Raw genomic sequence first — 22,466 nt, 5'->3', positions numbered from 1 at the left:
ATGGGTCCAGACTATCAGGACGGGATGATCGGCGACACCCCGGCTCCATCCTTCATGCCCGCGCCCGTCCCGGCGGCCTCCTATGCCGTCGAGGGGTATGGGCTTGTCAAGACGTTCGGCAGCTTTCGCGCGGTCGACGGGATCGACATCGCCGTGCCCGCAGGCACCATCTATGGCGTGCTAGGCCCCAATGGCGCGGGCAAGACCACGTTGCTGCGCACGCTGCTGGGCATTATCGACCCGGACGAGGGGCATCGTACGCTGCTGGGCGAGGCGCAGCCGCTGCGCATGGCGCGGCAGGTGGGGTATCTGCCCGAAGAACGCGGGCTTTATCCGTCGATGAAGGCGTATGAGGCGATCGCCTTCATGGGGGCGCTGCGCGGCCTGCCGCTGAAAGAGGGGCGGGTGCGCGCGCGGGCCTTGCTGGAGGGGCATGGCATGGGCGCGTCGATCGACAAGCCGATCCGGCAATTGTCCAAGGGCATGGCCCAGACGGTGCAATTATTCGGCACCATCATCCACCAACCCCGGCTGATCGTACTGGACGAGCCGTTTTCCGGGCTGGACGCGATCAATCAGGAGAAACTGGAGGCGCTGATCCGCGAGCAGGCGCGCCAAGGCGTGACCGTGCTGTTTTCCACCCATGTCATCGCCCATGCCGAACGCTTGTGCGAGCGGATCGCCATCGTCGCGGGCGGGCGCATCCGGTTCGACGGGACGCCGGGCGAGGCGCGCGACCAGTTGCGATCGCAGGTGCGGCTGCGCACGCGGGTCAGCGACGGCGCGTGGCGGCGCGCCTTGCCGGCCGATACGGTGGCGCAGGATGGTGCCTGGCTGTTTGCCCTGCCCGACGAAGGAATAGAGCCGCTGCTACGCGCGTTGCTGGACGGGCAGGCGGGGATAGAGAGCCTGTCGATCGAGCGGCCCGGCCTGCACGACGCCTTCGTCGCGATCGCCGGGGCGGCGGCCGCGCAGCAGATGCAGGCTGAACCGACGCCGGAGGAGGACGCATGAGGGAATTGCTCCGCGCCGCGCTGGTCATCGCCCGGCGGGATTTCACTGCGGTCGTGCTGTCGCGCACCTTCATCCTGTTCCTGCTGGGGCCGTTGCTGCCGATCCTGATCGGCTTTGCCTTTGGCGGCCTGGGCGACAGGATATCCAGCACGGACCTGCGCCCGGTGGTGGGCGTGGCGATGTCCGCGCGCGATGCCGCCGCGCTGGAGCGAGCGCATGACCGGCTGACGCAGCGCATGGGCGACCAGGCGCTGCCACGACTGCGCCCTGTCGCATCGACCCCCAGCCCGCGGATACAATTGGCGCGCCCGGATTCGGAGGTGGTGGCGATCCTGTCGGGCACGCTTATGCGTCCGGCGCTGACCGGCAAGGCGGAAGATCTGGACAAGTTGCAGGGCGACATCAGCCTGCTGTCCACCGCCGCGCTGGCCGAACGCACGCTCCAGTTCGTGACGGTGGAGCGGCAGGAAGTGACGACCAGCCTGGGCGCGCAGGCGCAGGCGCGCCTGCTGATCGGGCGGGTGGCGCAGGTGGTGATGTTCTTCCTCACCATCCTGCTCGCAGGGATGATCCTGTCCAACCTCGTCGAGGAAAAGACCAACAAGATCATTGAGATATTGGCCGCCGCCGTGCCGATCGACGCGATTTTCCTGGGCAAGCTGATGGCAATGCTGGCGATGAGCTTCGTCGGCATCGCTTTCTGGGGCGGGACGGCCTTCGCCATCTTTGCCGCGCTGCACGACGGGGGCGGATCGCTGCCGACGCCAGCGGTGGGTTGGCCGCTGTTCCTGATGCTGGCGGTGCTCTATTTCGCCATGGCCTATACGTTGCTGGGGTCTCTGTTCCTGGGGATCGGCGCGCAGGCGGCGACGGTGCGCGAAGTGCAGACGCTCAACATGCCGATCACCATGGGGCAGATGCTGATCTTCTTCTTCGCCAGCTATGCGGTCGATCATATGGGGTCGCCTGCGGAACTGGCGGCCTGCATCTTCCCGTTCAGCTCGCCCTTCGCCATGATCGCCCGCGCGGCGCAGGACGGGGCGATCTGGCCGCATCTGGTGGCGCTGGTGTGGCAGGCGAGCTTCGTGGCGCTCATCATCCGGGTCGGCGTGCTGCTGTTCCGGCGGCATGTGATGCAGTCGGGCGGAAGCTGGTGGAAGCGGCTGTTCAGGCCTGCGACAGGCTGACGAGGGTAGGAAGGGATATGAACAGACGGCATTTCCTGGGTGGCGTCACGACTGGCGCGGTGGCTCTGGCCTTTTGGCAGTTCGCGCCCGAACCGGCGCAGGCGGCCTATCCCTTTGCGCTGAGCGACGCAGAGTGGAAGAAGCGGCTCAGCCCCTGGGGCTATAAGGTGCTGCGCCAGCAGGCAACCGAATATCCCGGCAGCAGCCCGCTCAATGACGAGCATCGCGCGGGTATCTTTTCCTGCGCCGGTTGCGATCAAAAGCTGTTCAGTTCCAAGACCAAGTTCGATAGCGGCACCGGCTGGCCCAGCTTTTACGCGCCGTTGCCCAAGGCGGTCGGCACCAGCCGCGACGGTATGCTCGGCTATACCCGCACCGAAGTCCATTGCGCGCGGTGCGGCGGGCATCTGGGCCATGTGTTCGACGATGGGCCAAAGCCCACCGGCAAGCGCTATTGCATGAACGGCGTGGCGATGAAGTTCAGTCCCGCCTGATCCGCCAGATATGGAGCGGGGCTTTTGTCGACACCGGTTCCAGCCAGTCGGGAGGCGATCGCTTCATCAGCATGGCGGCGAGCCCCTGCTTATTCTCCTGCCCGTACAGCCGATATTCGGTCAGCCCGTCGCAGGTCACGACATAGGTGGCGCTGGTCTGCGCGACGACGGCGCGAGCCTTGTCCGGCGCATCGACGAACCCCTCGATCACGGCGGTAATGCCCGCCGCATTGCGGTGATGCGCGGTGCCGATGACGCTATGGCGGGTCTGCACGAGGATGTCGGGGCCAAGGTCGAGCGGGGCGAAGAGCGTGGCGGGCGGCAACGCCTTCAGTGGTGCCAACACGCTGGCGGCCCGGCAATTGGCGCTCGCCGCCTTGGCAGGCTCAGGCTTGGCCGCCACTGCCACCCAAGCAGCGCATAGGCCGGCCGGGGTCAGCAGCACCAGCGCGACCGATCCGGTCACCCGCACCAGCGCCGCGCGCGACGCGTGCACCCTGGCGAACAGCCGCGCGACCAGCCAGGCGATGCCGGGCAGCGCGAAGACATGGGCGACCGACAGCGCCCGCATGACGAGCATCGCGATGATGGTCGATCCGGCGAGCAGCAGCGCCAGCATTAGCCAGCGCATCCGCGCTTCGCCCGAAGCGCCACGCGCCGCGATCAGGCTGGCATACAGGCCCAGCAGCGCGGGCAGCAGGATCACGCCTTGCAGCGACAGGCTCTGTTCCCAGATCGGCCGCCCTTCCAGCACTTGCAGATACCAGAGCCGGTAGGCGATCGGGCCGAGCGCGGCGAAGGGATCGCCCGACAGGCATGGCCCGCCGGTGACGAGGAAGGTCGCCAGCCCCGCACCACCGCCGATCGCGGCGATGGTAAGGCGACGGGCAGCGGTCGTCGTGCCGATCAGCCGCGCCGCGATCACCGTGGTGACGGCCAGAATGACGAGCGGCCAGAGATAGACGTAGGACAAGGCGTCGCACCGGCTGTCTGCCAACGCCTGCGGCCCGCGCAGCAGCGCCAGCAGTAGCAGCGCGGTCCCGCCTAGCACCGCTACAAAGCTGACGAATCGGGGCGCCTGATCCCGCGCCATCCAGTGGCGCAGCGCGAAGGCGGCGGCGAAGAGGGCGACATAGGGCAGCGCTTCGCTCGAAATCTGGAGCCATAGTGCCAGCGCCAGTCCCGCGACGATCCCGCCGCGTGCCGGCCGCGTGTCGAGCGCGCCGCACAGCGCCAGCGTCGCCAGCGCGATCTGCCAGCCATGATGGTCGATCCGCAGCGGGGTATATTGCACCAATATGCTGGGGCTGGTCAGCAGCAGCGCGACGCCGGGCAAGGCGATGCCGCTTCCCGCCACCCGCCGCGCCGCGACGAACAGCGCCGCAGTCAACCCGCCGAGCAGCAGCAGCGGCACGAGGGCACAGGCGACCAGTTCCGCACCCGCCGCACCGATAATCGGCGCCAGCAGCAGGATCAGCGCCGCAATGGGCATGTCCACAATCCGCGACCAGTGCATCGGCCCGCCGACTGGCGGGTTCACCCGATGCTGGCTGACGTCCCAAAATGCCTGCCCGCCGATCCAGTCGCGCACCTGCGCCAGGCGCATGGCATCGTCGGGATCGCGAAAGGCGAGGGTAGAAAAATCGCCCCGGAACAGCCAGAGCATCGCCATGCTGCACAGCAGCCAGGCGATCAGCGCCCAGAGCGCGGTGCGCGGGGCATCAGGCCTTGCCGAAAATGCCATATTTGCGGATCGCATAGACGGTCAGGAAACTGGCCGGGACCGACAGCAGCTTTGCGATCGGCGGGGCGAGGCCGATGGCGCTGAGCGCGCCGACCAGCGCCATGGTGATGCCCATGCCCACGGCCGCGCTGACCACGAAGCCGATGCGCTGGGCATGGGTCGGGCCATGCGCCAGGTCGAAGACGAAACGGATGCTGATGACCCAATGGACGACCAGGCCGACCAGATAGCCGCCCAGCGCCGCGATCATCGGCGCGGCACCGCCATGATCCAATATCAGGAAGGTGGCGAAGTCGCTCGACAGCGCGCAGACGCTCGCCAGCAGATAGCGGGCGAACATCAGCCGCGCAAAAAGCGCGCCGATGTGCTGCGCCATGGCGCTCAGGCGGCTTTCAAGCGCGAGGGCACGGCACGGACGCTGGCGAGCGCGGCCTGCGTGTCGGCGTCCTGGCCTTCATCGCCCGCTTCATGATATTCGGCGTCCTCATTGACGCTCCACACGTCATGGATGCGCGCGCCCGCGACGATGTTGCGCACGGTCAGCATCGCCGTCATCATCGCATGATCCTGGTTATTATAGCGATGCATCCCGTTGCGCCCGACCATGTGCAGCGTCGGATAGCGCGCTTCCAGTTCGCTGCGCATCGCCAGCACATTGGCGGCATAGTCGTCGTCATAGACCGGATAAGCCTTTTCCTGCCGCACCACCGCGCCGCCCACGACATCGTGCGGGTTGCAGAGGCCCAGTTGCGCCATTTCGCGGGTGGCGAGCGCGATCAGATCGGCGTCATCGGCCGACCAGAGGCCGTCGCCTTCGAAACAGAAATATTCGAGGCCCACGCAGGCGAGCGAAGGATCGGGCACCATTTCGGGCGACCAGCTGCGGAAATTCTGTATGCGGCCGACCTGCACCTTGCTGTCGTGGATATAGATCCAGTTGTCGGGGAAAATATCCTCCCCCTTCACCATCAGCGCCACGGTCAAAAAGTCGCGATATTTCAGGTCCATCGCCTGCGGCAGCGTATCGGGCAGCGGGTGGATGCGGCCTGCCAGTTCGCGCATCGGCGCAGACGAGATGACATGGGCGGCGTCGATCACGACATCGCCGTCCGGCCCGTCGGCGATCAGCCGCCAGCGGCCCGACGCCTGATCTTCCTCCAGCCGCTTGAAGCTGTGCGCCATCAGTATCTGGTTGCCGCCTTCGACCACCCGGTCGCGCGCGGCTTCCCACATCATGCCGGGGCCAAGGCGGGGATAGCGGAATGTTTCCAGCAGCGTTTTGGTCGCCATGCCGTCATTGGGACGCTTGTTGAGGCCGAGCGAGCGTTTCAGCCCGTCGACCACCGCGCCCCAGAGCGACAGGCCCTTGATCCGCTGCGCCGCCCAGTCCGCCGACATTTCGTCGCAGGGCATGCCCCACACCTTCTCGGTGTAGGTCTTGAAAAAGATGGAGAAGAGTTTGTGGCCAAAGGCGTTGACGGTCCAGTCCTGGAAGGAGCGGACGTTGCGGTTGGGGAAGAGCTTGGCCTTGGCGAAGCTGGCCATGCACAGGGTCGAGCGCCAGATGCCCAGGTTCCACAGCGCCTCGAACGCGCGCAGCGGATAGCTGTAGAATTTGCCCTCATAATAGATGCGGCTCATCCGCGGCCGCTGGATGAAATCGTCGGGCAAAATCTCGTTCCACAGGTCCACGACCTGCTGCGATTTGGAAAAGAAGCGGTGCCCGCCAATGTCGAACCGGAAGCCGTCCAGTTCCACCGTGCGGCTGATGCCACCGACATAGACCGGGTCTTTTTCGATCACCGTGACGTTCAGCCCCTGCTTGGTCAGCAGATAGGCGGCGGTCAGGCCCGCCGGGCCAGCGCCGATGATGGCGACATCCACATGTCGGTCGATACGCGGCATGGCAGGCTATTCCCCCGGAAGATCGTTCGTGCCTGCCGGAGTGAAGGAAATCCTCTAAGGAGTGGTTAATGCCCGGTAAGGATGACAGCGGACGGCAAGGGGCCCGTGCATGACAAAGGGCCGCTCCATCAGCATGGAACGGCCCCCTGCAGTTCCCCCTCGTGCGGGGAAAGCGGCGTGTTTTCAGCTCTGGCGCTGGGCCAGCGTGCTGAGGTCGCTGCGCGCGCCGTCGATCGCGCTGCCGAAGCAGTTGCGATAATCGTCGGTCACGGGCAGGACGGAGCCGTTCACAAAGCCGCAGACCTGCTTGGCGGCGCGGGTCACGCGCGAATCGGCGCGGCGCATGCCGTTGGTGCTGGCCAGGTTGAGATCGGCCACGGACACGGCGAGGCTGCGGGTTTCGGTGCCGGCGCGGCCGTCCACGATCACATCCATGTCGTTGCTGCCGGCGCTCGCGACGCCGGGAAGCGCAAGGGCCATGGCGGCGGCCATCGCCACCCACATTTTCTTGGTCATCCTGTATCTCCTGTCGAACATTGTTCTGATTGTCTGCCCCGCGTCTGACGTGGAAACAGGGTCATGCTCTAAATAAGCGCACAGGCCGTTGATGAAAAGAGGCCACTTGATAAAAAGTGGCTGATTTCCGCGATTTTGCGGGTGCGAAGGGATTGGTGCTTGACGGTGTTGCGCGCTTCGCGGGAGGAAAGGCCATGCGCCTGCACCGCCTTTTGCCCCTCATGCTCGTGCTCCCGCAGGTCGGCGGCTGCTCCAATAATGTGATGCCGGACTGGCTGGTGGAAATTCTGAGCGGGACGGAGCGGACGGGGGGCTATGCCGATGGGCCGCTCAAAGACGGCTATGTCATTGAAAGAGGCAAATTAAAGCTGCCACCGTTAACGCACGATGGCGCGATGCGCTTGCAGATCGCGCCTACTTTCGGCCGCTACGATTATGTGCTGGATTTCACGCCGCGGCCGGCCAATTGCCTGATGATGTGGCGGGACCGAGACGTCGATGACGCCGAGGTCAAACGAAAATGCCGCATTATCGCCGTGCGTGTTTGGCGCAGTGCATCAGAAAATGGGGGCAGCCAGGGACCGGCGGAAAGCCGCGCATTCTCCGTGCCGGAAGAAGATTATCGCGATGTCGTGCAATCGTTCAATCGCTGCCTGAAGGATTGGCGCGGGCGAAGAGCGGGCATGCTGGATGGCACATGGGTTGGACTGGAGCAATTTTACAAAGGCAAGATCGGTTCGATGACCGCGAATGCCGGAGAAAGTCCTTCCGACAATCCCCTGTCACAGCTTGCGCGTGATGCCCAGCGACTGGCCTTGGCTTATGGGCCGACTGGTTTCTTCCCGCAATCCTATGACTGGCACAGCAATGCCGACCCGAGCGCGCCCTGACGGCATGGGTACCGGGGATAATGCCTGCGCGACCTCACTCGGGGCAAGGCCGCGCTGACACAATCCATCAGTGGCGGAAGTGGCGCATGCCCGTAAAGACCATCGCCAGCCCGGCTTCGTCCGCCGCGGCGATGACTTCATCGTCGCGGATAGAGCCGCCCGGCTGGATCACCGCCGTCGCGCCGGCCTCCACCGCCGCCAGCAGGCCGTCGGCGAAGGGGAAGAAGGCGTCGGAGGCGACCGCCGAACCGATCGTGCGCGGGGTGGACCAGCCGGCCTTTTCGGCGGCGTCCTTCGCCTTCCACGCGGCGATGCGGGCGGATTCGAGGCGGTTCATCTGGCCCGCGCCGACGCCCGCGGTGCTGCCGTCCTTGGCATAGACGATGGCGTTCGACTTCACATGCTTGGCGACGGTCCAGGCGAACAGGCAGTCCTTCAACTCCTGATCGGTCGGTGCGCGCTTGGTGACGAGCTTGAGCGCGTCCTGAGTCACCTGGCCATTGTCGCGGCTTTGCACCAGGAGGCCGCCCGCGATGCTCTTGATCTGGAGGCCGGTCCGCGCGGGATCGGGCAGGTCGCCGGTCAGCAGCAGGCGGAGATTCTTCTTCTTGGCGAAGATCGCCCTAGCTTCGTCATTCGCGTTGGGCGCGGCGACGACTTCGGTGAAGATACCGCTGATCGCCTCGGCGGTGGGGCCGTCGAGCGGGCGGTTGACGGCGATGATGCCGCCGAAGGCCGATACGCTGTCGCAGGCGAGCGCAGCCTCATAGGCTTCGATCAGGGTTTCGCCGGTGGCGACGCCGCAGGGGTTGGCGTGCTTGACGATGACGACGGTCGGCGGGCCGTCGCGAAATTCGCTGACCAGTTCCAGCGCGGCGTCGGCGTCATTATAATTATTGTAGCTCAGTTCCTTGCCCTGGATCTGTTGCGCCTGAGCGATGCCCTTGGCGGACGGACCGGTGGGCAGGTAGAGCGCGGCGGACTGGTGCGGGTTTTCGCCGTAGCGCAGCGTGGTGGAGAGCGTGCTCGCCACCGCCAGCGTCTGCGGGAACATCACGCCCTGATCGGCGAAGGCGAACCAGCTGGCGATCATCGAATCATAGGCGGCGGTGGCGGCATAGGCTTTCGCGGCCAGCATCCGGCGGAAATCATAGCTGGTCGCCCCGCCCTTCTCCGCCATTTCCGCGATCAGCCTGGCGTAGTCGGCCGGATCGGTGACAATCGCCACGCTCTCATGATTCTTCGCGGCGGAACGGACCATCGACGGGCCGCCAATGTCGATATTCTCGATGATCTCTTCGCGCTCGGCGCCCTTGGCGACTGTGGCGGCGAAGGGGTAGAGGTTGACGACGACCAGATCGATCGCGCCGATGGCATGTTCGTTCATCGACGCGACATGCTCCGGGTTGCCCCGCACCGCGAGCAGGCCGCCATGCACCTTGGGGTGCAGCGTCTTCACGCGGCCGTCCATCATTTCCGGGAAGCCGGTGAGGTCGGAAATGTCCTTCACCTCCAGCCCCGCCTCACGCAGCGCCTTGGCGGTGCCGCCGGTCGACACCAGTTCCACGCCATGCTGGCCCAATGCCCGTCCCAGTTCAATGAGGCCGGCCTTGTCGGACACGGACAACAGGGCGCGCTTGATAGGAACATCGGTCATGGACAGGGGCTTTCTACAGGCGAAGGGCAGGACGGCTTTGCGCCAGCCCCATAAGCCCCGGCAGCGCAAAAATACAGGGGCAAAGCGCGATTCCGCTTGGCGTGGAACGCGGCTTCGATAGTGTCCGCCATCATGACTATTGGGGGAGTCCCTATGCGCCGTCTGCTTGTCGCCACTGCCTTGCCGCTGCTTCTGGCCTTGCCGGCAGAGGCGCAGATCGCGACCCCCGACCGGCCCATCACCGATCCCGCCAGCCTGCAATCGCCGGTCAATCCCAAGGCGCGCGCCGTGCCGGTCGCGGATATCGGCGCGTCGCGCACGCTGGGCAGCGCGGCGTGGAGCATCGATGGCAAGCAGATTTTCGTCGCGACCAACCTCACTGGCCGCACTAATATCTGGCGGACCGACACGGCGGGCAGCTGGCCGGTGCAGCTGACCCAGTCCGACGACGCGCAGACCGGCCTCACCCCGTCGGCGGACGGCCAATATCTCTATTTCCAGCAGGATGTCGGCGGCAACGAATATAGCGACATCTATCGGGTGTCGGTGGATGGCGGCGCGGTCGAGAACCTCACCAACACGCCCGACCGGCGGGAGAGCGGGATGCTGCCTGGCCGGGTCGGCGGGCTGGTCGCGCTGTCGACCAAACTCAAGTCGCAGGGCCAGACCAATGTCGCGGTGATGGACGCCAGCGGGACGGTGCGCGTGCTGACCAAGGAGGCCGACCCGCAATATGGCTGGACGCCGATCGCCTGGATCGACGGAGGCAAAGCGCTGATCGCCAATCGCGACCGCATCGATTCCAAGGTCGGCGAAGTGTGGCGGATCGACCTCGCGAGCGGCGCGGCGACCAGGCTGATCGCCAAGGCCGACACCGTCTATGCCGCGGCGGACGCGACCGCCGACGGCCAATGGATCGCGGTCAACACCGATGTCGGCACGGGACAGATTCACGCTGGCCTCTACGATGTCGCCGCCAAGCGCTGGAAATGGCTGAAACCCACGCCCTGGGAGCAGACCGCCAGCCTCTTCACCCGCGACGGCAAGACGCTGATCTTCGCGACCAACGCCGATACGCGCAGCACGCTCTACGCCTATGACGTGGCGACCGGCGCGGAAACCGCCCTGCCGATCCCGCCGGGCGTCAATTATCCCGTCGGCCGCGAACCGCGATCGCCCGATGGCCGCACGCTGATGGTCAATCATTCGGGCGCGGATTCGCCGGCCAACCTCTATCTCTACGATCTGGCGACCGGCGCGTCGCGGCCCGCGACCCAGCTTGCCATCGCCAGCCTCCAGCCCGACGTGCTGCCCAAATCGACCGTCGTGACGTACAAGAGTTTCGACGGCACGCTGGTCAGCGCGATCGTCACCATGCCTGCAAACCTGAAACGCGACGGCGGCAATCCCGCGATCGTCCTGCCCCATGGCGGCCCCACCGGTCAGGCGCAGGACGGCTACAGCCGCTACGCCACCGCCTTCGCCAGCCGCGGCTATGTGGTGATCCAGCCCAATTTCCGCGGCTCAACCGGCTATGGCAAGGCGTTCCAGGACGGCAATTACAAGGATCTGGGCGGCGGCGACCTGAAGGACACGATCGCGGCCAAGGATTTTCTGGTGAAGAGCGGCTATGTCGATGCCAAGCGGGTCGGCATCTTCGGCGGCAGCTATGGCGGCTTCATGACGCTGATGGCAATCGGCCGCGCGCCCGACGCGTTCGCCGCCGCGGTCCAATGGTTCGGCATCATCAACTGGCGCACCATGTATCGCGACCAGGACGAGGAACTGAAAGCCTATCAGCGCGGGCTGCTCGGCACGCCGGAGAGCGATCCCAAAGTCTATGATGCCGCCTCGCCGCTCACCTATATCCGCGCGGCCAAGGCCCCGCTGCTGACGATCCAGGGCGAAAACGACATCCGCGTGCCGCGCGGGCAGGCGCAGGAAGTGCATGACATATTGAAAGCCAAGGGGAATGTCGTCGAAACCATTTTCTACCCCGCCGAGGGCCATGGCTTTCAGAAGCGCGAGAACCAGCTCGATTCGCTCACGCGGACGGTGGCGTGGTTCGACAAATATTTAAAGCCGGCAGCGGGGCAGTGATGGGGTGCGTCAAGGCAAGGTGCCCGGCTCTCGATTATGAACCTGCAGAGATTGGCCGATTTGGATGGATTTCGGCCCTCACGCTTTCGTATTGAAAACAGCTATATTAGCCATCCGAGTATACTAACGAGGCAAGCATGAGGATATTGATTGCAGCAGCATTGATGCTGTCAGCGGTAGCCCCCATTCCGGCGAAAGCTAGCGAGATTATGGGGCCGGAACGTTTCTGTGGCTATTCGCCGATTATCGACCTGCGAGATGGTGAGAAGGTCACGACTTTGGAAGGTGGGATACATGGGGGCAGCTTCCGCTGGGAAGGAGCTTTCGGGACTCTGGAAGTGAATGGAATAGGCTGGGCCAGTCGTCCGAAAGGTCAGATCGTTAAGGCTCGCTCGTCCGACAGGCCCGCACGATTTTCACAAACGCGAGTGGAAGGCGTCTACCAGATAGCAATCTGGAATGGCGAACACGCAGCGGCCTATTTCAAATCGCCGAATCCGTTCACACAACCTCAATTGGACGCAATTGATCGGGTGGAGCTATTTGAGGAGGGGCAATCCCCATCCAATTGCAAACTACGCACCTTCTTCTCTTGGGAGTAGCCACAGCTAAGGCAAGTTTTGGTTGTGTTTGTATTCGACACGGATGCCCACAAATGGCCGTTTCCAGGCAGCCCACGCCCTAACCGGCCTCACCCGACCCGCTTGAACAACCAGCCGATGCTCGATCCGCCGGGCAGCGCTTCGCTGGTCACGACCAGTTGTTTGGTCGGATGGGGGCGGCCGTCGCCGTCGACCCACAGGCTGTCCTCGATGCTCAGCACGCCCGCGCCGGTGCGATATTGCCACAGCGCGCCATGGTCGATGCGCAGCACCGCGCCCATATTGTCCGCCGTCAGCGTGGGTTCGACCCCTGGCGCCAGATGGAAGCGCAACTGCACCGGCTGTTTGCCGGGCTTGCGGCGGCGTTCGGCCGGGGTCAGCATATCCTCGCCCCGGATTTCCTTGCCGTCGCCGCTCATCATCAGCAGGCGGCGATGGACATAGCCCAAGCGGCGGACATAGCCGTCATGGGACAGGTCCAGCCGGCTGCCATTGTCCAGCTCCTGCCGGTTCAGCTCTACTTCGGTCACGCCCTTGCCCAGCGTCCCGTCGGGCAGCAGCGCAGTGGAATTGCTGTCGTTGAGAACCAGCGTGCTGTGCGCCGCGGTGGTGCGCAGCCCTTGCGCCAGATCGGCGGGAATCCACGCCCCCTCCAACGCCGCGCCGCCGCAATTGACGACCAGCCGCAGCGGCCCGTCGCTGATCTCGATCGCGCCGGTCGATGCGCAGCCCGCTTCGGCGAGGCGCGACACCGGGGGCGGGGCGGCGTCGATCTGCAGCACGGTCGATCCCGCGGCGATCCGTTGATAGCCCCAGTCGCGCGCCTGGCGCAGCGGCCGGGCGCGCACCCGGCTGGCCGCGATCACGGCGGACACCAGGTCGGGATCGATCGCGCCGGACCCCTGCCAGCTGCCCAGCCCCCCATCGCCATGGGTGAGGCCCAGCAGCGCCGGGACCGCGCGGTTCAATCCTTCGATCAGGCAGGCGGGCGGCGCTTCCCGGCGCACGTCATAAACGGCGCGCAGCATGGACAGCAGCATCACCGCCTCCAGCTGCGCCAGCGGCGATCGCGACACGATGCCGCCATCGGCATGGAAACCGCTGTCGATCGCGCGCTTGAGGCCCGCTTCGCCGAACAGCTTGCGCGGGCCCCCGCCGGGGATCAGCAGCGCGGCGGCGACGATGCCGCACCAAGCGACCAGCCGGGGCAGGCCCATCGGCGCCTTGTCGGCGCTGCGATCCAGATGGCGGGCGGTGCGGGCGATGCAGTTCAAGACCAGCGAGCGATAGACCAGGTCGCTGGATGAGAGGATCAGCGGCGCGTGCGCGGTCCAGAATAGCAGCCGCCAGCCCGCATTGTCCGCGCGCCAGGCCGGTTCGCTGGGCGTTTCATGATGCGTCGACAGCCATTTGCGCATGATCGCTTCGGCGATCGGCGCGCCCTGTTCGCGGGTCGCGCTGCTGGCCAGGTCGCGCAGCCAGCGGAAGCCGTGCAGATAGTCGGCAAAGGCCGGGCCGACCGCCAGCTTGGCGAAGTCGAGCGCATCGACCGGCAGCTTGTGGCCGCGAAACAGCAGATAGCCCGCTCGCATCGCCGCGCCCGCCCGGCTGTCGCCGGGGATGACGTCGTCGGGCACCGCAAGCAGCTTCAAGGGATATTTGCCGCGCAGCTTGCGGCCGTGGATCGGCGTCTTCCAGCTCAGCAGATAGAATTGATTGGCGATCTTCTGCGCCAGCGACAATCCCTTGTCATCCGCGACGCGGATGAGGCGCTTGCCCTGCTCTATGCCGTCGTCGCCGGCCTCTGGCGCGGCGTCGGGCGTGGAGCGGCTGGCGATGCGCCGGTGGTCGTTCACCCGCCCCGCAGCTTCCGAATATTGTCGGCATAGGCGGATGGGCCGCCGCGGAAGGTGGCGGTGCCCGCGACCAGCACATCGGCACCTGCATCGATCGCCTTGGGCGCGGTGGTGAAATCGATGCCGCCATCGACCTGAAGGCGGATGTCCCGGCCCGATTTGTCGATCATCTTGCGGATCGCTTCGATCTTGCGTAGCTGATTTTCGATAAAGCTCTGCCCGCCGAAACCGGGGTTGACGCTCATCACCAGGATCAGGTCGACGTCATCGATCAGATAATCCAGCATCTTGGCCGGTGTGCCGGGATTGAGCACGACGCCCGCCTTCACGCCCAGCGACTTGATATGCTGGACGGTGCGGTGGATGTGCGGACCCGCTTCGGGATGGACGGTGATGATGTCGGACCCCGCCGCCACGAAGGCTTCGAGATATTGATCGACCGGCGAGATCATCAAATGGACGTCGAACGTCTTGGTCGTATGCGGGCGCAGCGCCTTCACCACGTTCGGGCCGATCGTGATGTTCGGCACGAAATGCCCGTCCATGACGTCGATATGCACCCAGTCGCAGCCTGCTGCGTCGATGGCGCGGACCTCATCGCCCAAGCGGGCGAAATCGGCGGAGAGAATGGAGGGCGAGATGAGAATGGGACGGGTCATTAACCGTTTGCCTTAATCACCGCCGGGGGCGAGGGCAACGCACATTTGCAGGCGAGTCGCGATTGTTTCCGCCCCCCGCCTGCGGGCCGTTACAGCATCACGAAGATCGTGGGGTCCAGCCGCTGCGACGCGGGCGCGCCGCGGGGCAGTAATTGCTTCACGCCATGCAGCCCGACCACGATCCCTTCGTCGTCCATGACAGGCGCAGCGATCAGCCGCATCGCGCACTGGCCCGCGCCATCGATCTGGTTGATATCGACGTCCAGGGTGAAACCGCGCTTGTGGCGGATGGCATAGGCGCGCAGCCGCTCCATCGCTTCGCGCGAGTCCGGTGTATAGAGCGATACCGAAAGCGGACGCGATACCGCGCGGTCCCGTTCCAGCCCGAATATGTCATAAACCCCGGCGGTCCAGCTCAGCGCATTGTCGGCCAGGTTGCAATGCCACAGGCCCAGGCCCCGTTCCGCCAACGCGGCATCGTTGCGCGCAATGCTGGCGTCGAGCAGCACCGGGGCAAGATGCTCACGCAGGTCATAGAGCGGCCAGCTATGATGGAGGGGAAGAGGCTCGGTCGGACGCAAGGGGACACCTTCTAAGCGGGGAAATCCTCTATAAGCTGATCAAGGTTAAGGCTTAGTTCGCCGTCTTGGCAAGCCTGGCAATGAAAAATCCATCTGTGCCGCCCTGCGCCGCCAGCGTGTCGGGCAGGGTGCGCAGCCAGCCCTGCGCCGTGGGTGCGATGCCGTCGGGCGTTTCGTCGGGTTCGATTGGCACCAGCGCGAAGTCCGGGCGGTCGGCAAGGAAGCGCTCGACCTGCTCTTCGCCCTCCGCCCGTTCCAGCGAACAGGTGGCGTAGATCATCCGGCCGCCCGGCTTCAGCCAGTCGGCGGCGCGGGCCAGCAGGGCGCTTTGCAGTTCGGCCAGCTCCGCGATCTGGCGCGGGCCGATGCGGTGCAGCACGTCGGGATGGCGGCGGTAAATGCCGGTCGCGGTGCAGGGCGCGTCGAGCAGGATCGCGTCCACCGGTGCGTCCGGCAGCCATGCCCGCAGGTCCGTTGCCACCACCTCGGCGGTCAGGCCGGTGCGCGTCAGATTCTCGGTCAGCCGCTCGAGCCGTTTCTTCGATTGGTCGATTGCGGTGACGCGCCAGCCGGCCGCCGCCAGCTGCATCGTCTTGCCGCCCGGCGCGGCGCACAGGTCTAGAACGACTCGGTCATCGCCCGGACCCAGTAGCCGCGCGGCGCAGGCGGCAGCGACATCCTGCACCCACCAGGCGCCTTCCGCAAAGCCCGGCAGGGTCGGGATAGCGACGCTTTCAGGCAAACGGACATGGCCGGGCGCGAAGGACGCGCCGTTCAATTCAACTGTCCACTTCGCTGTCTCAGCCGCGTCACGCAGGCTCACATCGACCGGTGGCCGGATCGCATAGGCATGGGCGGCGGCCTGCGGCATCGCCTCGCCCCATTGGGCGCCCCAGCGCTCGGCGACCTCGGCAGGCAGGGTCGGGGGGACGGGCAGGGTGGGTTCCCCGCGCGTCACCGTGCCGAACACGCCATGGACCAGCTTGCGCGGCCCACCGTCGACCAGCGGCAGGGCCGTCGCAATGGCCGCATGGGCCGGGGTGTCGAGCACCAATGTCTGGACGAGCGCGATGCGCAGCACCATCCGCGCCTTGGCGTCGGGGGGCAGGATCTGCTGGGTCGCGCCGTCGATCAGCGCATCGAGATCAGGCAGGTGGCGCAGCGTTTCGGCGGCGATCGCATGGACCAGCGCGCGGTCGGCGGGCGGCAATCCCTGCGCCGCGCCATGCAGCGCCAGCTCCAGCGGATCGCCCCGGCGCAGCACCGCATCGAGCAGTTTGAGCGCGGCGCGGCGGGCGGGCAGGCCGGGGACATCTTCGGGGCGGGTGGCTGATTTATGGACCATCCCCGGTCCCTAGGAGAAAATGGCCAAAAAGAAACCTCCGTTCGCTGCGAGCGTGTCGAGAAGCGGATGGCGCGACGTCTGCCTTTAGCCGCATTTCTCGACTTCGCTCGAAACGAACGGGGTTAGGCTTTTTAGCGGCGGCCGTGCGGGTCGAGCGCGCTGCGGGGGCGTTTCGGCGTACCGACGGGCGCAAGGGCCGATGCGCGGGGCGCTGCCGTCATCCTGGGTGCGCCCATGTCCGCCGCCATATCCTGCAACGCGGCGATGCGCTTTTCTGTCGCGGGATGTGTGGAGAAGAGTTCGCTGACTTGCGTCGGCACGATATAAAGCTGCGCCGCCGCCGGATTGCGCTGCGCCACCGGATTGGGGATTCGCTCTGCCTGTCCCGCGATCTTGGCGAGGCCGGAAGCGAGCGCATGGGGATTGCCGCTGATCGCCGCCCCGGCCCGGTCGGCGCCATATTCGCGGGTGCGGCTGATCGCCATCTGCACGATCATCGCCGCGAAGGGGGCGACGATCACCGCCATCAGGCTGGCGATCATGGTACCATGGCCGCCCTCCCGGTCGCCGCCGCGAAAAAAGAGGCCGAAATTGGCCAGCATGGAAATCGCGCCCGCGATCGTCGCGACCATGGTCATGATCAGCGTGTCGCGGTTCTTCACATGGCCCAATTCATGCGCCATCACGCCCGCCACCTCGTCGCGGCTCAGCATCGCCAGCAGGCCGCTGGTGGCGGCGACCGCGGCGTTTTGCGGGTTGCGCCCAGTGGCGAAGGCGTTGGGTGCGTCCTGGTCGATGATATAGACGCGCGGCATGGGAAGCTGCGCTCGCTGGGCCAGGTCGCGGACCAGATTGTAGAACTCGGGCGCGCTCTGGGCATCGACCTCCCGCGCATCATGCATGCGCAGCACGATCTTGTCGGCGTTCCAGTAGGTGAAGAGGTTCATGCCGGCCGCCACCAGCAGCGCGATCACCGCCCCGCCGCTGCCGCCCAGCGTATAGCCCAGCGCCATGAACAGCGCGGTCAGCGCCGCCAGCAGCATGGTCGTCTTCATGCCATTCACTTGCACTTGCCTCCTTGTCGGCCCAGATAGCGGCTAATCCAATCGTTCTGAACATGGGGTGGATGATGCCCCGCCGCAATCGAAAGGCCGCTCTTCATGGGAACCTTCAACGGCAAGCGCCCCGCGCATGTGAAGCCGCCCGCGCATCTGTCCAAAAGCCCGCCGGTGCCGCAGCCCGATCCGCTGGACCGCCCTACGCCTCATGACGAGGCGATGAGCCCGGTGCGTTACGGCGATTGGGAGCGCAAAGGCATCGCGATCGATTTCTGAAAAGGCGTTAAGCCATTGATTGTGTTTGTCTGACGCTTTTGTCTCTTTCGACTCGCCGCCGATTTTGCACGGCTGCCGATGGCCCGTGCCGCCATTGCGGGGAGCCAAGCGCCCCACTCTGGCCTTTTGCTGCGGGAACTCGGAAGGCTGGCGGCCAAGAGGAGATAATGGGGCGTGGGCGTGCAATTGGTTTCTGACGTGAGCGGCAAGGCGGTCTCGGATTATGCGCCGGAAGATGCGGCGCTGCTCTGCGCGGTCGGGCGGCTCGTCTGCGCGTGGACGATGCTGGAACAGAGTCTGGAAGCCAAGATCGGCCAATTGCGTGACGCCATGGGCGATGTGCGCACCGTGGGCGCCCGGACCCGGCCGAGCATGGCCAAGCTGATGACCGAATTGCGGACGATGGTCGCGATGCGCGACCGACGCAACGCCAGCGCGCTGACCGAAATCTCCGCGATCGAGCGCGACATTCAGCGAATCGACCGCTTCCGCGCGCTCATCATCCAGGGCTTTCACCAGCCCGAACCAGGCGGCTTTACCTGCCGCGACAGCCGCAACACTATCCAGCATGTTGCGTTTGACCATCTCGATGGCGAAATCGCGGCGCTCGAAGCCGTCGCGAGCCGTCTGCTCGCCGTATAGGGCGGTGATTGATCGGCATTGATCGGTCATGGCCGCTTATGTCTTTGTTTTTCGAACGCACGCGCGGCGCTTGACCTTTTTTGCACGGGCGGCAATCCAAGGCCCGATCGCGTCCGCGTGAAGGGGATTCCAACTTGACCAAGCCGATTCGTAAAGCCGTATTTCCCGTCGCTGGCCTCGGCACGCGCTTCCTGCCCGCGACCAAGGCGGTGCCCAAGGAATTGCTGCCGGTGGTCGATCGCCCGCTGATCCAATATGCGGTGGACGAAGCGCGCGAAGCGGGGATCGAACAGTTCATCTTCGTGACCGGCCGCGGCAAGGGCGCGATCGAGGATTATTTCGACATCGCCTTCGAATGTGAGACGTTGCAGCGCGAACGTGGCAAGGATTTGTCGGCGCTGGAGGGGACGCGGCTCGATCCGGGCAATGCCGTCTTCCTGCGCCAGCAGGAATCGCTGGGCCTGGGCCACGCCATCTGGGTCGCGCGCGACATCATCGGCGACGAACCCTTCGCCATCCTGCTGCCTGACGAGTTCATGAAGGGCGAAAAGGGCAATGGCTGCATGAAGCAGATGGTCGACGCCTATGAGAAGGTCGGCGGCAATCTGGTCTGCGCGCTGGAAATTCCGATGGACCAGACGCCCAGCTATGGCGTGATTGATCCGGGCGCGCGCGACGGCGTGCTGACGGAGGTGAAGGGGCTGGTCGAAAAGCCCAAGCTTGGCACCGCGCCCAGCAACTTGATCTTGCCCGGCCGCTATATCCTTCAGCCCGACGTCATGAAGATCCTGGAAACCCAGGAAAAGGGCGCGGGCGGGGAAATCCAGCTGACCGACGCGATGGCCTCGCTGATCGGCAAGCAGCCTTTCCACGGCGTCACCTTCGACGGCCGCCGTTTCGATTGCGGGTCGAAGGCCGGCTATATCGAGGCGAACCTGGCGCTGGCGCTGGAGCGCGCGGATCTGGGCGACCATATTCGCGCCTTCGCGACGGCAGAACTGGCGCGCTGAACTGCGGCATGACGTGCTCCCGCCTGCGCGGGAGCACGGAACGAATGAAAAAGGCGGCTCCGCATGGGAAGCCGCCTTTTTCATGTCCCTGAACCTAAGCGCTCAGAACGGCACTTCATCGTCCAGATCATTGTCGAAATTGGGGCTGCCCGCCCGGCCGCCGCCAGACGCGCCGCCGCCCTGCGAGCGTCCGCCGCCAAAGCCGCCGCCGCCCTGGCCGCCGCCCGAACCACCGCCGAAATCATCATAGCCGTCCGACGATGCGCCCCAGTCGCTCACGCCCTGCTGCGACCGGCCACCGCCGCCGCCGCCCTGGCCACCACCCGGCGCGCCGTCCAGCATGGTCAGCACCGCGCCCGGCCCCGACAGCGCGACTTCGGTCGTGTAGCGGTCATTGCCTGACTGGTCCTGCCATTTGCGGGTGCGCAGCTGGCCCTCGACATAGATTTTGCTGCCCTTGCGCAGGAAGCGTTCAGCCACGCCGACCAGGCCTTCGCCATTGATGACGACATTATGCCATTCGGTGCGCTCTTTTTTCTCGCCGGTCATCCGGTCCTTCCAGCTTTCGGACGTCGCGATGCGCAGATTGCAAATCTTGCCGCCATTCTGGAAGCTCTTGACCTCCGGGTCGGCGCCCAGATTGCCGACCAGAATGACCTTGTTGACAGACCCTGCCATGATTCCTCCGAAGCTCTAAAGCGGCCCCTTATAGTCCTGCCGCTTTCGCCGTCTAGGCGGAAGCTACCCCAAACCCAAGGCCGTCGCGGTCCAGTAGGTGATGCCCGCCGCGACATAAGCCAGTGCAAACAGGTATCCGACCATGAACATCGGCCATTTCCACCCGTTCGTCTCGCGCCGGGTGACCGCGATAGTGGAAATGCACTGCGGCGCGAACACGAACCAGGCGAGGAAGGCAAGGGCGGTGGGCAGCGGCCATTGGTCCTTCAGCCGATCGCCCAGGCTCCGTTCCAGCAGCGCTTCATCGTCGCCCGCGTCGATCGAATAGACGGTGGCGAGCGCCGACACCGCGACTTCGCGCGCCGCCATCGCCGGGATCAGTGCCAGCGAAATGTCGCGGTTGAAGCCGATCGGTTCCAGCACGACGTTGAGGCCGCTCGCAATCCGCCCGGCGATCGAATGATCGACTTGGCTTGTGGGATCGCCATCGGGCACGCGCGGGAAGCTCAAGAGCAGCCACAGGATCACGGTCGATGTGAAGATGATCGTGCCGGCGCGCTTCAAGAAGATGACCGCACGCTGCCACAGGCCTAGCAGGATGTCCTGCGGGCGGGGCCACTGATATTTGGGCATTTCCATCAGGAAGCCGCCGCTCGCGCCCTTGGTCACGGTCATGCGCAGCAGCATCGCGACCAGCATCGCGCCGACGATGCCGGCGAGATAGAGGCAGAAAAGGACGAGGCCCTGAAGGCCCACGCCCGGCAACACGTCGCGCGCGGGAATGAAGGCACCGATGATGACGGCATAGACCGGCAGCCGCGCCGAACAGGTCATCAGCGGCGCAATCAATATGGTGGTCAGCCGGTCCCTGGGATCAGCGATGGTCCGCGTCGCCATGATGCCGGGAATGGCGCAGGCAAAGGAGGACAGGAGCGGGATGAAGGCGCGACCCGACAGGCCGACCTTCGCCATCAACCCGTCCATCAGGAAGGCGGCGCGGACCATGTAGCCGGTCGCCTCCAGCATCAGGATGAAGAAGAAGAGGATCAGGATCTGCGGCAGGAACACGACCACCGATCCGACACCATTGATGACGCCATCGACCAGGAAGGAGCGGACGATGCCGTCGGGCAGGGCGCCGCGCACCGCATTGGCGGCGGCCTCGGCCAGTCCTTCGATCAACGCCATCGGCGCTTCTGACCAGGTATAGACCCCCTGGAACATGACAAAAAGGAGGGCGAGCAACAGGAGAAGACCAAAAACAGGATGCAGCGCAACCCGGTCAACCGCGGCGGTCAGTCGGCGGGAGGGGGTCTCGCGCACGATCGCGGCGCGCGCGATGCGGCCCGCTTCCCTGCGCACCGTATCGAAATCCTGCGCGGAACCGCCGAGATAGGCGCGCGGCGCGCCGTTCAGCAACCCTTCCAGTTCTTCGCGCAGATGATCTAAGCCGCGCTTGCGCACCGCAACGGTCGATATCACCGGCACGCCCAGTTCGCGCGCCAGCACCGCTGCGTCCAGTTCAAGCCCGTCGCGCGTTGCCAGATCAACCATGTTGAGCGCGACGATGGTCGGCAGGCCAAGTGCGAGAAGTTCAAGCGCGAAGCGCAGATGATTGTCCAGATTGGCGGCGTCGACGACGATCACCAGCGCGTCGGGCCGCTTTTCGCCGGTCTGCTTGCCCATCACGACGTCGCGCGTCACCTGTTCGTCGGGGCTGCCGGGGTCCAGGCTGTAGGTGCCGGGCAGATCGACAAGCTCCACCGGGCGGCCGTCGGACAGGGCCAATCGCCCCGCCTTGCGCTCCACCGTGACGCCCGGATAATTGCCCAGCTTCTGCCGCGCGCCGGTCAGCGCATTGAACAGCGCGCTTTTGCCCGCATTGGGATTGCCGACCAGCGCGACCAGCGGCAGCGCGCTCATATGTCCTGCTCCGGTCCCGTGCGCACCGTGACCGCGGCGGCATGACTGCGCCGCATCGCGATGGTCATGCGGCCAATACGGCAAGCGATCGGCCCCTTGCCGAAAATCCCGCCATGGTGCAGCGCTTCAACGCTCGCGCCCTCACACAGGCCGAATTCGCGCAGCCGCTGGCCTTCCGACGGCGACAGGACAGACCAATCGATCAGGTCGACATAAGCAGGTTGGCGCAACGGCAGGTCGGTAAGACGCACAGGAAAGATACTCGCGGGCTATTTCTGCGAGTGACTATCAATACCGATTGGGAAAGACCAGCGCGAATCGCGCGCTGC

22 protein-coding genes are annotated in these 22,466 nt (G+C 65.4%); 9 read left to right on the top strand and 13 right to left on the bottom strand.

Annotated features, from left to right (window positions below; translation table 11 throughout):
- Positions 1 to 24: 24 nt before the first annotated feature.
- The 3 genes from CEQ44_RS20910 to msrB are packed head-to-tail and all read left to right on the top strand — an operon-like array spanning position 25 to position 2,695.
- Positions 25 to 1,014 (top strand): ABC transporter ATP-binding protein, encoded by a 990-nt coding sequence (locus tag CEQ44_RS20910; protein ID WP_088189876.1) that lies wholly within the window; start codon positions 25 to 27, stop codon positions 1,012 to 1,014.
- Positions 1,011 to 2,201 (top strand): ABC transporter permease, encoded by a 1,191-nt coding sequence (locus CEQ44_RS20905; protein ID WP_088182397.1) that lies wholly within the window; start codon positions 1,011 to 1,013, stop codon positions 2,199 to 2,201. Before CEQ44_RS20910 ends, CEQ44_RS20905 begins: the two co-directional genes overlap by 4 nt.
- A gap of 17 nt (positions 2,202 to 2,218) precedes the next feature.
- The gene (gene msrB / locus CEQ44_RS20900) at positions 2,219 to 2,695 is read left to right on the top strand and encodes a peptide-methionine (R)-S-oxide reductase MsrB (RefSeq protein WP_088182396.1); all 477 of its coding nucleotides are present in this window, start codon (positions 2,219 to 2,221) and stop codon (positions 2,693 to 2,695) included.
- On the opposite strand, the gene CEQ44_RS20895 is transcribed toward msrB, so the two are convergent.
- The 4 genes from CEQ44_RS20895 to CEQ44_RS20880 form a co-directional block, all read right to left on the bottom strand.
- Entirely contained in the window at positions 2,682 to 4,439 is a 1,758-nt protein-coding gene (locus CEQ44_RS20895) for a hypothetical protein (RefSeq protein WP_088189867.1), read from the bottom strand. The genes msrB and CEQ44_RS20895 overlap by 14 nt on opposite strands.
- The gene (locus CEQ44_RS20890) at positions 4,417 to 4,815 is read right to left on the bottom strand and encodes a GtrA family protein (protein ID WP_088182395.1); all 399 of its coding nucleotides are present in this window, start codon (positions 4,813 to 4,815) and stop codon (positions 4,417 to 4,419) included. The genes CEQ44_RS20895 and CEQ44_RS20890 overlap by 23 nt, the downstream gene beginning before the upstream one ends.
- Positions 4,816 to 4,820: 5 nt before the next feature.
- Positions 4,821 to 6,344 carry an NAD(P)/FAD-dependent oxidoreductase gene (locus CEQ44_RS20885; protein ID WP_088182394.1) on the bottom strand — a complete coding sequence of 508 codons (1,524 nt, stop codon included), beginning with the start codon at positions 6,342 to 6,344 and terminating at the stop codon, positions 4,821 to 4,823.
- Positions 6,345 to 6,527: 183 nt separating this feature from the next.
- Complete coding sequence (locus CEQ44_RS20880) at positions 6,528 to 6,860, bottom strand: UrcA family protein (RefSeq protein ID WP_088182393.1); 333 nt, start codon at positions 6,858 to 6,860, stop codon at positions 6,528 to 6,530.
- 116 nt (positions 6,861 to 6,976) lie between these two features.
- Between CEQ44_RS20880 and CEQ44_RS20875 the strand changes: the two genes are divergently transcribed.
- Positions 6,977 to 7,750 carry a hypothetical protein gene (locus CEQ44_RS20875; protein ID WP_088182392.1) on the top strand — a complete coding sequence of 258 codons (774 nt, stop codon included), beginning with the start codon at positions 6,977 to 6,979 and terminating at the stop codon, positions 7,748 to 7,750.
- A gap of 67 nt (positions 7,751 to 7,817) precedes the next feature.
- Here CEQ44_RS20875 and purH read toward each other — a convergent pair whose 3' ends face one another.
- The gene (gene purH, locus CEQ44_RS20870) at positions 7,818 to 9,407 is read right to left on the bottom strand and encodes a bifunctional phosphoribosylaminoimidazolecarboxamide formyltransferase/IMP cyclohydrolase (protein WP_088182391.1); all 1,590 of its coding nucleotides are present in this window, start codon (positions 9,405 to 9,407) and stop codon (positions 7,818 to 7,820) included.
- Positions 9,408 to 9,560: 153 nt separating this feature from the next.
- Here purH and CEQ44_RS20865 point away from each other — a divergent pair, with 153 nt between their 5' ends.
- The gene (locus CEQ44_RS20865) at positions 9,561 to 11,507 is read left to right on the top strand and encodes a S9 family peptidase (protein ID WP_088182390.1); all 1,947 of its coding nucleotides are present in this window, start codon (positions 9,561 to 9,563) and stop codon (positions 11,505 to 11,507) included.
- 137 nt (positions 11,508 to 11,644) lie between these two features.
- Positions 11,645 to 12,109 (top strand): hypothetical protein, encoded by a 465-nt coding sequence (locus CEQ44_RS20860; RefSeq protein WP_088182389.1) that lies wholly within the window; start codon positions 11,645 to 11,647, stop codon positions 12,107 to 12,109.
- A gap of 89 nt (positions 12,110 to 12,198) precedes the next feature.
- Here the strand turns inward: CEQ44_RS20860 and CEQ44_RS20855 are convergent, their stop codons facing one another.
- From CEQ44_RS20855 to htpX, 5 genes are all read right to left on the bottom strand, one after another.
- Positions 12,199 to 13,965 carry a heparinase II/III family protein gene (locus tag CEQ44_RS20855; RefSeq protein ID WP_176400202.1) on the bottom strand — a complete coding sequence of 589 codons (1,767 nt, stop codon included), beginning with the start codon at positions 13,963 to 13,965 and terminating at the stop codon, positions 12,199 to 12,201.
- Positions 13,962 to 14,624 (bottom strand): ribulose-phosphate 3-epimerase, encoded by a 663-nt coding sequence (gene rpe, locus CEQ44_RS20850; protein ID WP_088182388.1) that lies wholly within the window; start codon positions 14,622 to 14,624, stop codon positions 13,962 to 13,964. Before rpe ends, CEQ44_RS20855 begins: the two co-directional genes overlap by 4 nt.
- Positions 14,625 to 14,713: 89 nt before the next feature.
- Complete coding sequence (locus CEQ44_RS20845; RefSeq protein WP_088182387.1) at positions 14,714 to 15,205, bottom strand: diguanylate cyclase; 492 nt, start codon at positions 15,203 to 15,205, stop codon at positions 14,714 to 14,716.
- A 52-nt stretch (positions 15,206 to 15,257) separates the two neighbouring features.
- On the bottom strand, positions 15,258 to 16,550 hold the full coding sequence (locus tag CEQ44_RS20840; RefSeq protein ID WP_088182386.1) for an RsmB/NOP family class I SAM-dependent RNA methyltransferase: 1,293 nt from the start codon (positions 16,548 to 16,550) through the stop codon (positions 15,258 to 15,260).
- A gap of 131 nt (positions 16,551 to 16,681) precedes the next feature.
- A complete protein-coding gene (htpX, locus tag CEQ44_RS20835; protein ID WP_176400206.1) occupies positions 16,682 to 17,614 on the bottom strand; it encodes a zinc metalloprotease HtpX in 933 nt (310 codons plus the stop codon).
- Between the two features lie 96 nt (positions 17,615 to 17,710).
- On the opposite strand from htpX, the gene CEQ44_RS20830 reads away from it, so the two are divergent.
- From CEQ44_RS20830 to CEQ44_RS20820, 3 genes are all read left to right on the top strand, one after another.
- On the top strand, positions 17,711 to 17,884 hold the full coding sequence (locus CEQ44_RS20830) for a DUF1674 domain-containing protein (RefSeq protein ID WP_088182384.1): 174 nt from the start codon (positions 17,711 to 17,713) through the stop codon (positions 17,882 to 17,884).
- 174 nt (positions 17,885 to 18,058) lie between these two features.
- Positions 18,059 to 18,526 carry a hypothetical protein gene (locus CEQ44_RS20825; protein ID WP_176400201.1) on the top strand — a complete coding sequence of 156 codons (468 nt, stop codon included), beginning with the start codon at positions 18,059 to 18,061 and terminating at the stop codon, positions 18,524 to 18,526.
- Positions 18,527 to 18,660: 134 nt separating this feature from the next.
- On the top strand, positions 18,661 to 19,536 hold the full coding sequence (locus CEQ44_RS20820; RefSeq protein WP_088182382.1) for a UTP--glucose-1-phosphate uridylyltransferase: 876 nt from the start codon (positions 18,661 to 18,663) through the stop codon (positions 19,534 to 19,536).
- Positions 19,537 to 19,638: 102 nt separating this feature from the next.
- On the opposite strand, the gene ssb is transcribed toward CEQ44_RS20820, so the two are convergent.
- The 3 genes from ssb to CEQ44_RS20805 all read right to left on the bottom strand — a co-directional run bounded on the left by ssb (position 19,639) and on the right by CEQ44_RS20805 (position 22,388).
- The gene (gene ssb, locus CEQ44_RS20815) at positions 19,639 to 20,214 is read right to left on the bottom strand and encodes a single-stranded DNA-binding protein (RefSeq protein WP_088182381.1); all 576 of its coding nucleotides are present in this window, start codon (positions 20,212 to 20,214) and stop codon (positions 19,639 to 19,641) included.
- Positions 20,215 to 20,277: 63 nt separating this feature from the next.
- On the bottom strand, positions 20,278 to 22,137 hold the full coding sequence (locus CEQ44_RS20810; RefSeq protein WP_088182380.1) for a ferrous iron transporter B: 1,860 nt from the start codon (positions 22,135 to 22,137) through the stop codon (positions 20,278 to 20,280).
- Positions 22,134 to 22,388, bottom strand: coding sequence for a FeoA family protein (locus CEQ44_RS20805; RefSeq protein ID WP_088182379.1), 255 nt, complete (start codon positions 22,386 to 22,388; stop codon positions 22,134 to 22,136). The genes CEQ44_RS20810 and CEQ44_RS20805 overlap by 4 nt, the downstream gene beginning before the upstream one ends.
- Between the last annotated feature and the right edge of the window lie 78 nt (positions 22,389 to 22,466).

The organism is Sphingobium sp. Z007, assembly GCF_900013425.1.
Taxonomy (GTDB): domain Bacteria; phylum Pseudomonadota; class Alphaproteobacteria; order Sphingomonadales; family Sphingomonadaceae; genus Sphingobium.
The sequence above is the reverse complement of the archived record's forward strand: the minus strand, read 5'-3'. Positions and strand labels throughout refer to the sequence as shown.

Coding starts and splice junctions, on each gene's coding strand:
- CEQ44_RS20910 (WP_088189876.1), top strand. CDS start 25: ATGATCGGCGACACCCCGGCTCCATCCTTCATGCCCGCGCCCGTCCCG.
- CEQ44_RS20905 (WP_088182397.1), top strand. CDS start 1,011: ATGAGGGAATTGCTCCGCGCCGCGCTGGTCATCGCCCGGCGGGATTTC.
- msrB (WP_088182396.1), top strand. CDS start 2,219: ATGAACAGACGGCATTTCCTGGGTGGCGTCACGACTGGCGCGGTGGCT.
- CEQ44_RS20895 (WP_088189867.1), bottom strand. CDS start 4,439: ATGGCATTTTCGGCAAGGCCTGATGCCCCGCGCACCGCGCTCTGGGCG.
- CEQ44_RS20890 (WP_088182395.1), bottom strand. CDS start 4,815: ATGGCGCAGCACATCGGCGCGCTTTTTGCGCGGCTGATGTTCGCCCGC.
- CEQ44_RS20885 (WP_088182394.1), bottom strand. CDS start 6,344: ATGCCGCGTATCGACCGACATGTGGATGTCGCCATCATCGGCGCTGGC.
- CEQ44_RS20880 (WP_088182393.1), bottom strand. CDS start 6,860: ATGACCAAGAAAATGTGGGTGGCGATGGCCGCCGCCATGGCCCTTGCG.
- purH (WP_088182391.1), bottom strand. CDS start 9,407: ATGACCGATGTTCCTATCAAGCGCGCCCTGTTGTCCGTGTCCGACAAG.
- CEQ44_RS20865 (WP_088182390.1), top strand. CDS start 9,561: ATGCGCCGTCTGCTTGTCGCCACTGCCTTGCCGCTGCTTCTGGCCTTG.
- CEQ44_RS20860 (WP_088182389.1), top strand. CDS start 11,645: ATGAGGATATTGATTGCAGCAGCATTGATGCTGTCAGCGGTAGCCCCC.
- rpe (WP_088182388.1), bottom strand. CDS start 14,624: ATGACCCGTCCCATTCTCATCTCGCCCTCCATTCTCTCCGCCGATTTC.
- CEQ44_RS20840 (WP_088182386.1), bottom strand. CDS start 16,550: ATGGTCCATAAATCAGCCACCCGCCCCGAAGATGTCCCCGGCCTGCCC.
- CEQ44_RS20830 (WP_088182384.1), top strand. CDS start 17,711: ATGGGAACCTTCAACGGCAAGCGCCCCGCGCATGTGAAGCCGCCCGCG.
- ssb (WP_088182381.1), bottom strand. CDS start 20,214: ATGGCAGGGTCTGTCAACAAGGTCATTCTGGTCGGCAATCTGGGCGCC.
- CEQ44_RS20810 (WP_088182380.1), bottom strand. CDS start 22,137: ATGAGCGCGCTGCCGCTGGTCGCGCTGGTCGGCAATCCCAATGCGGGC.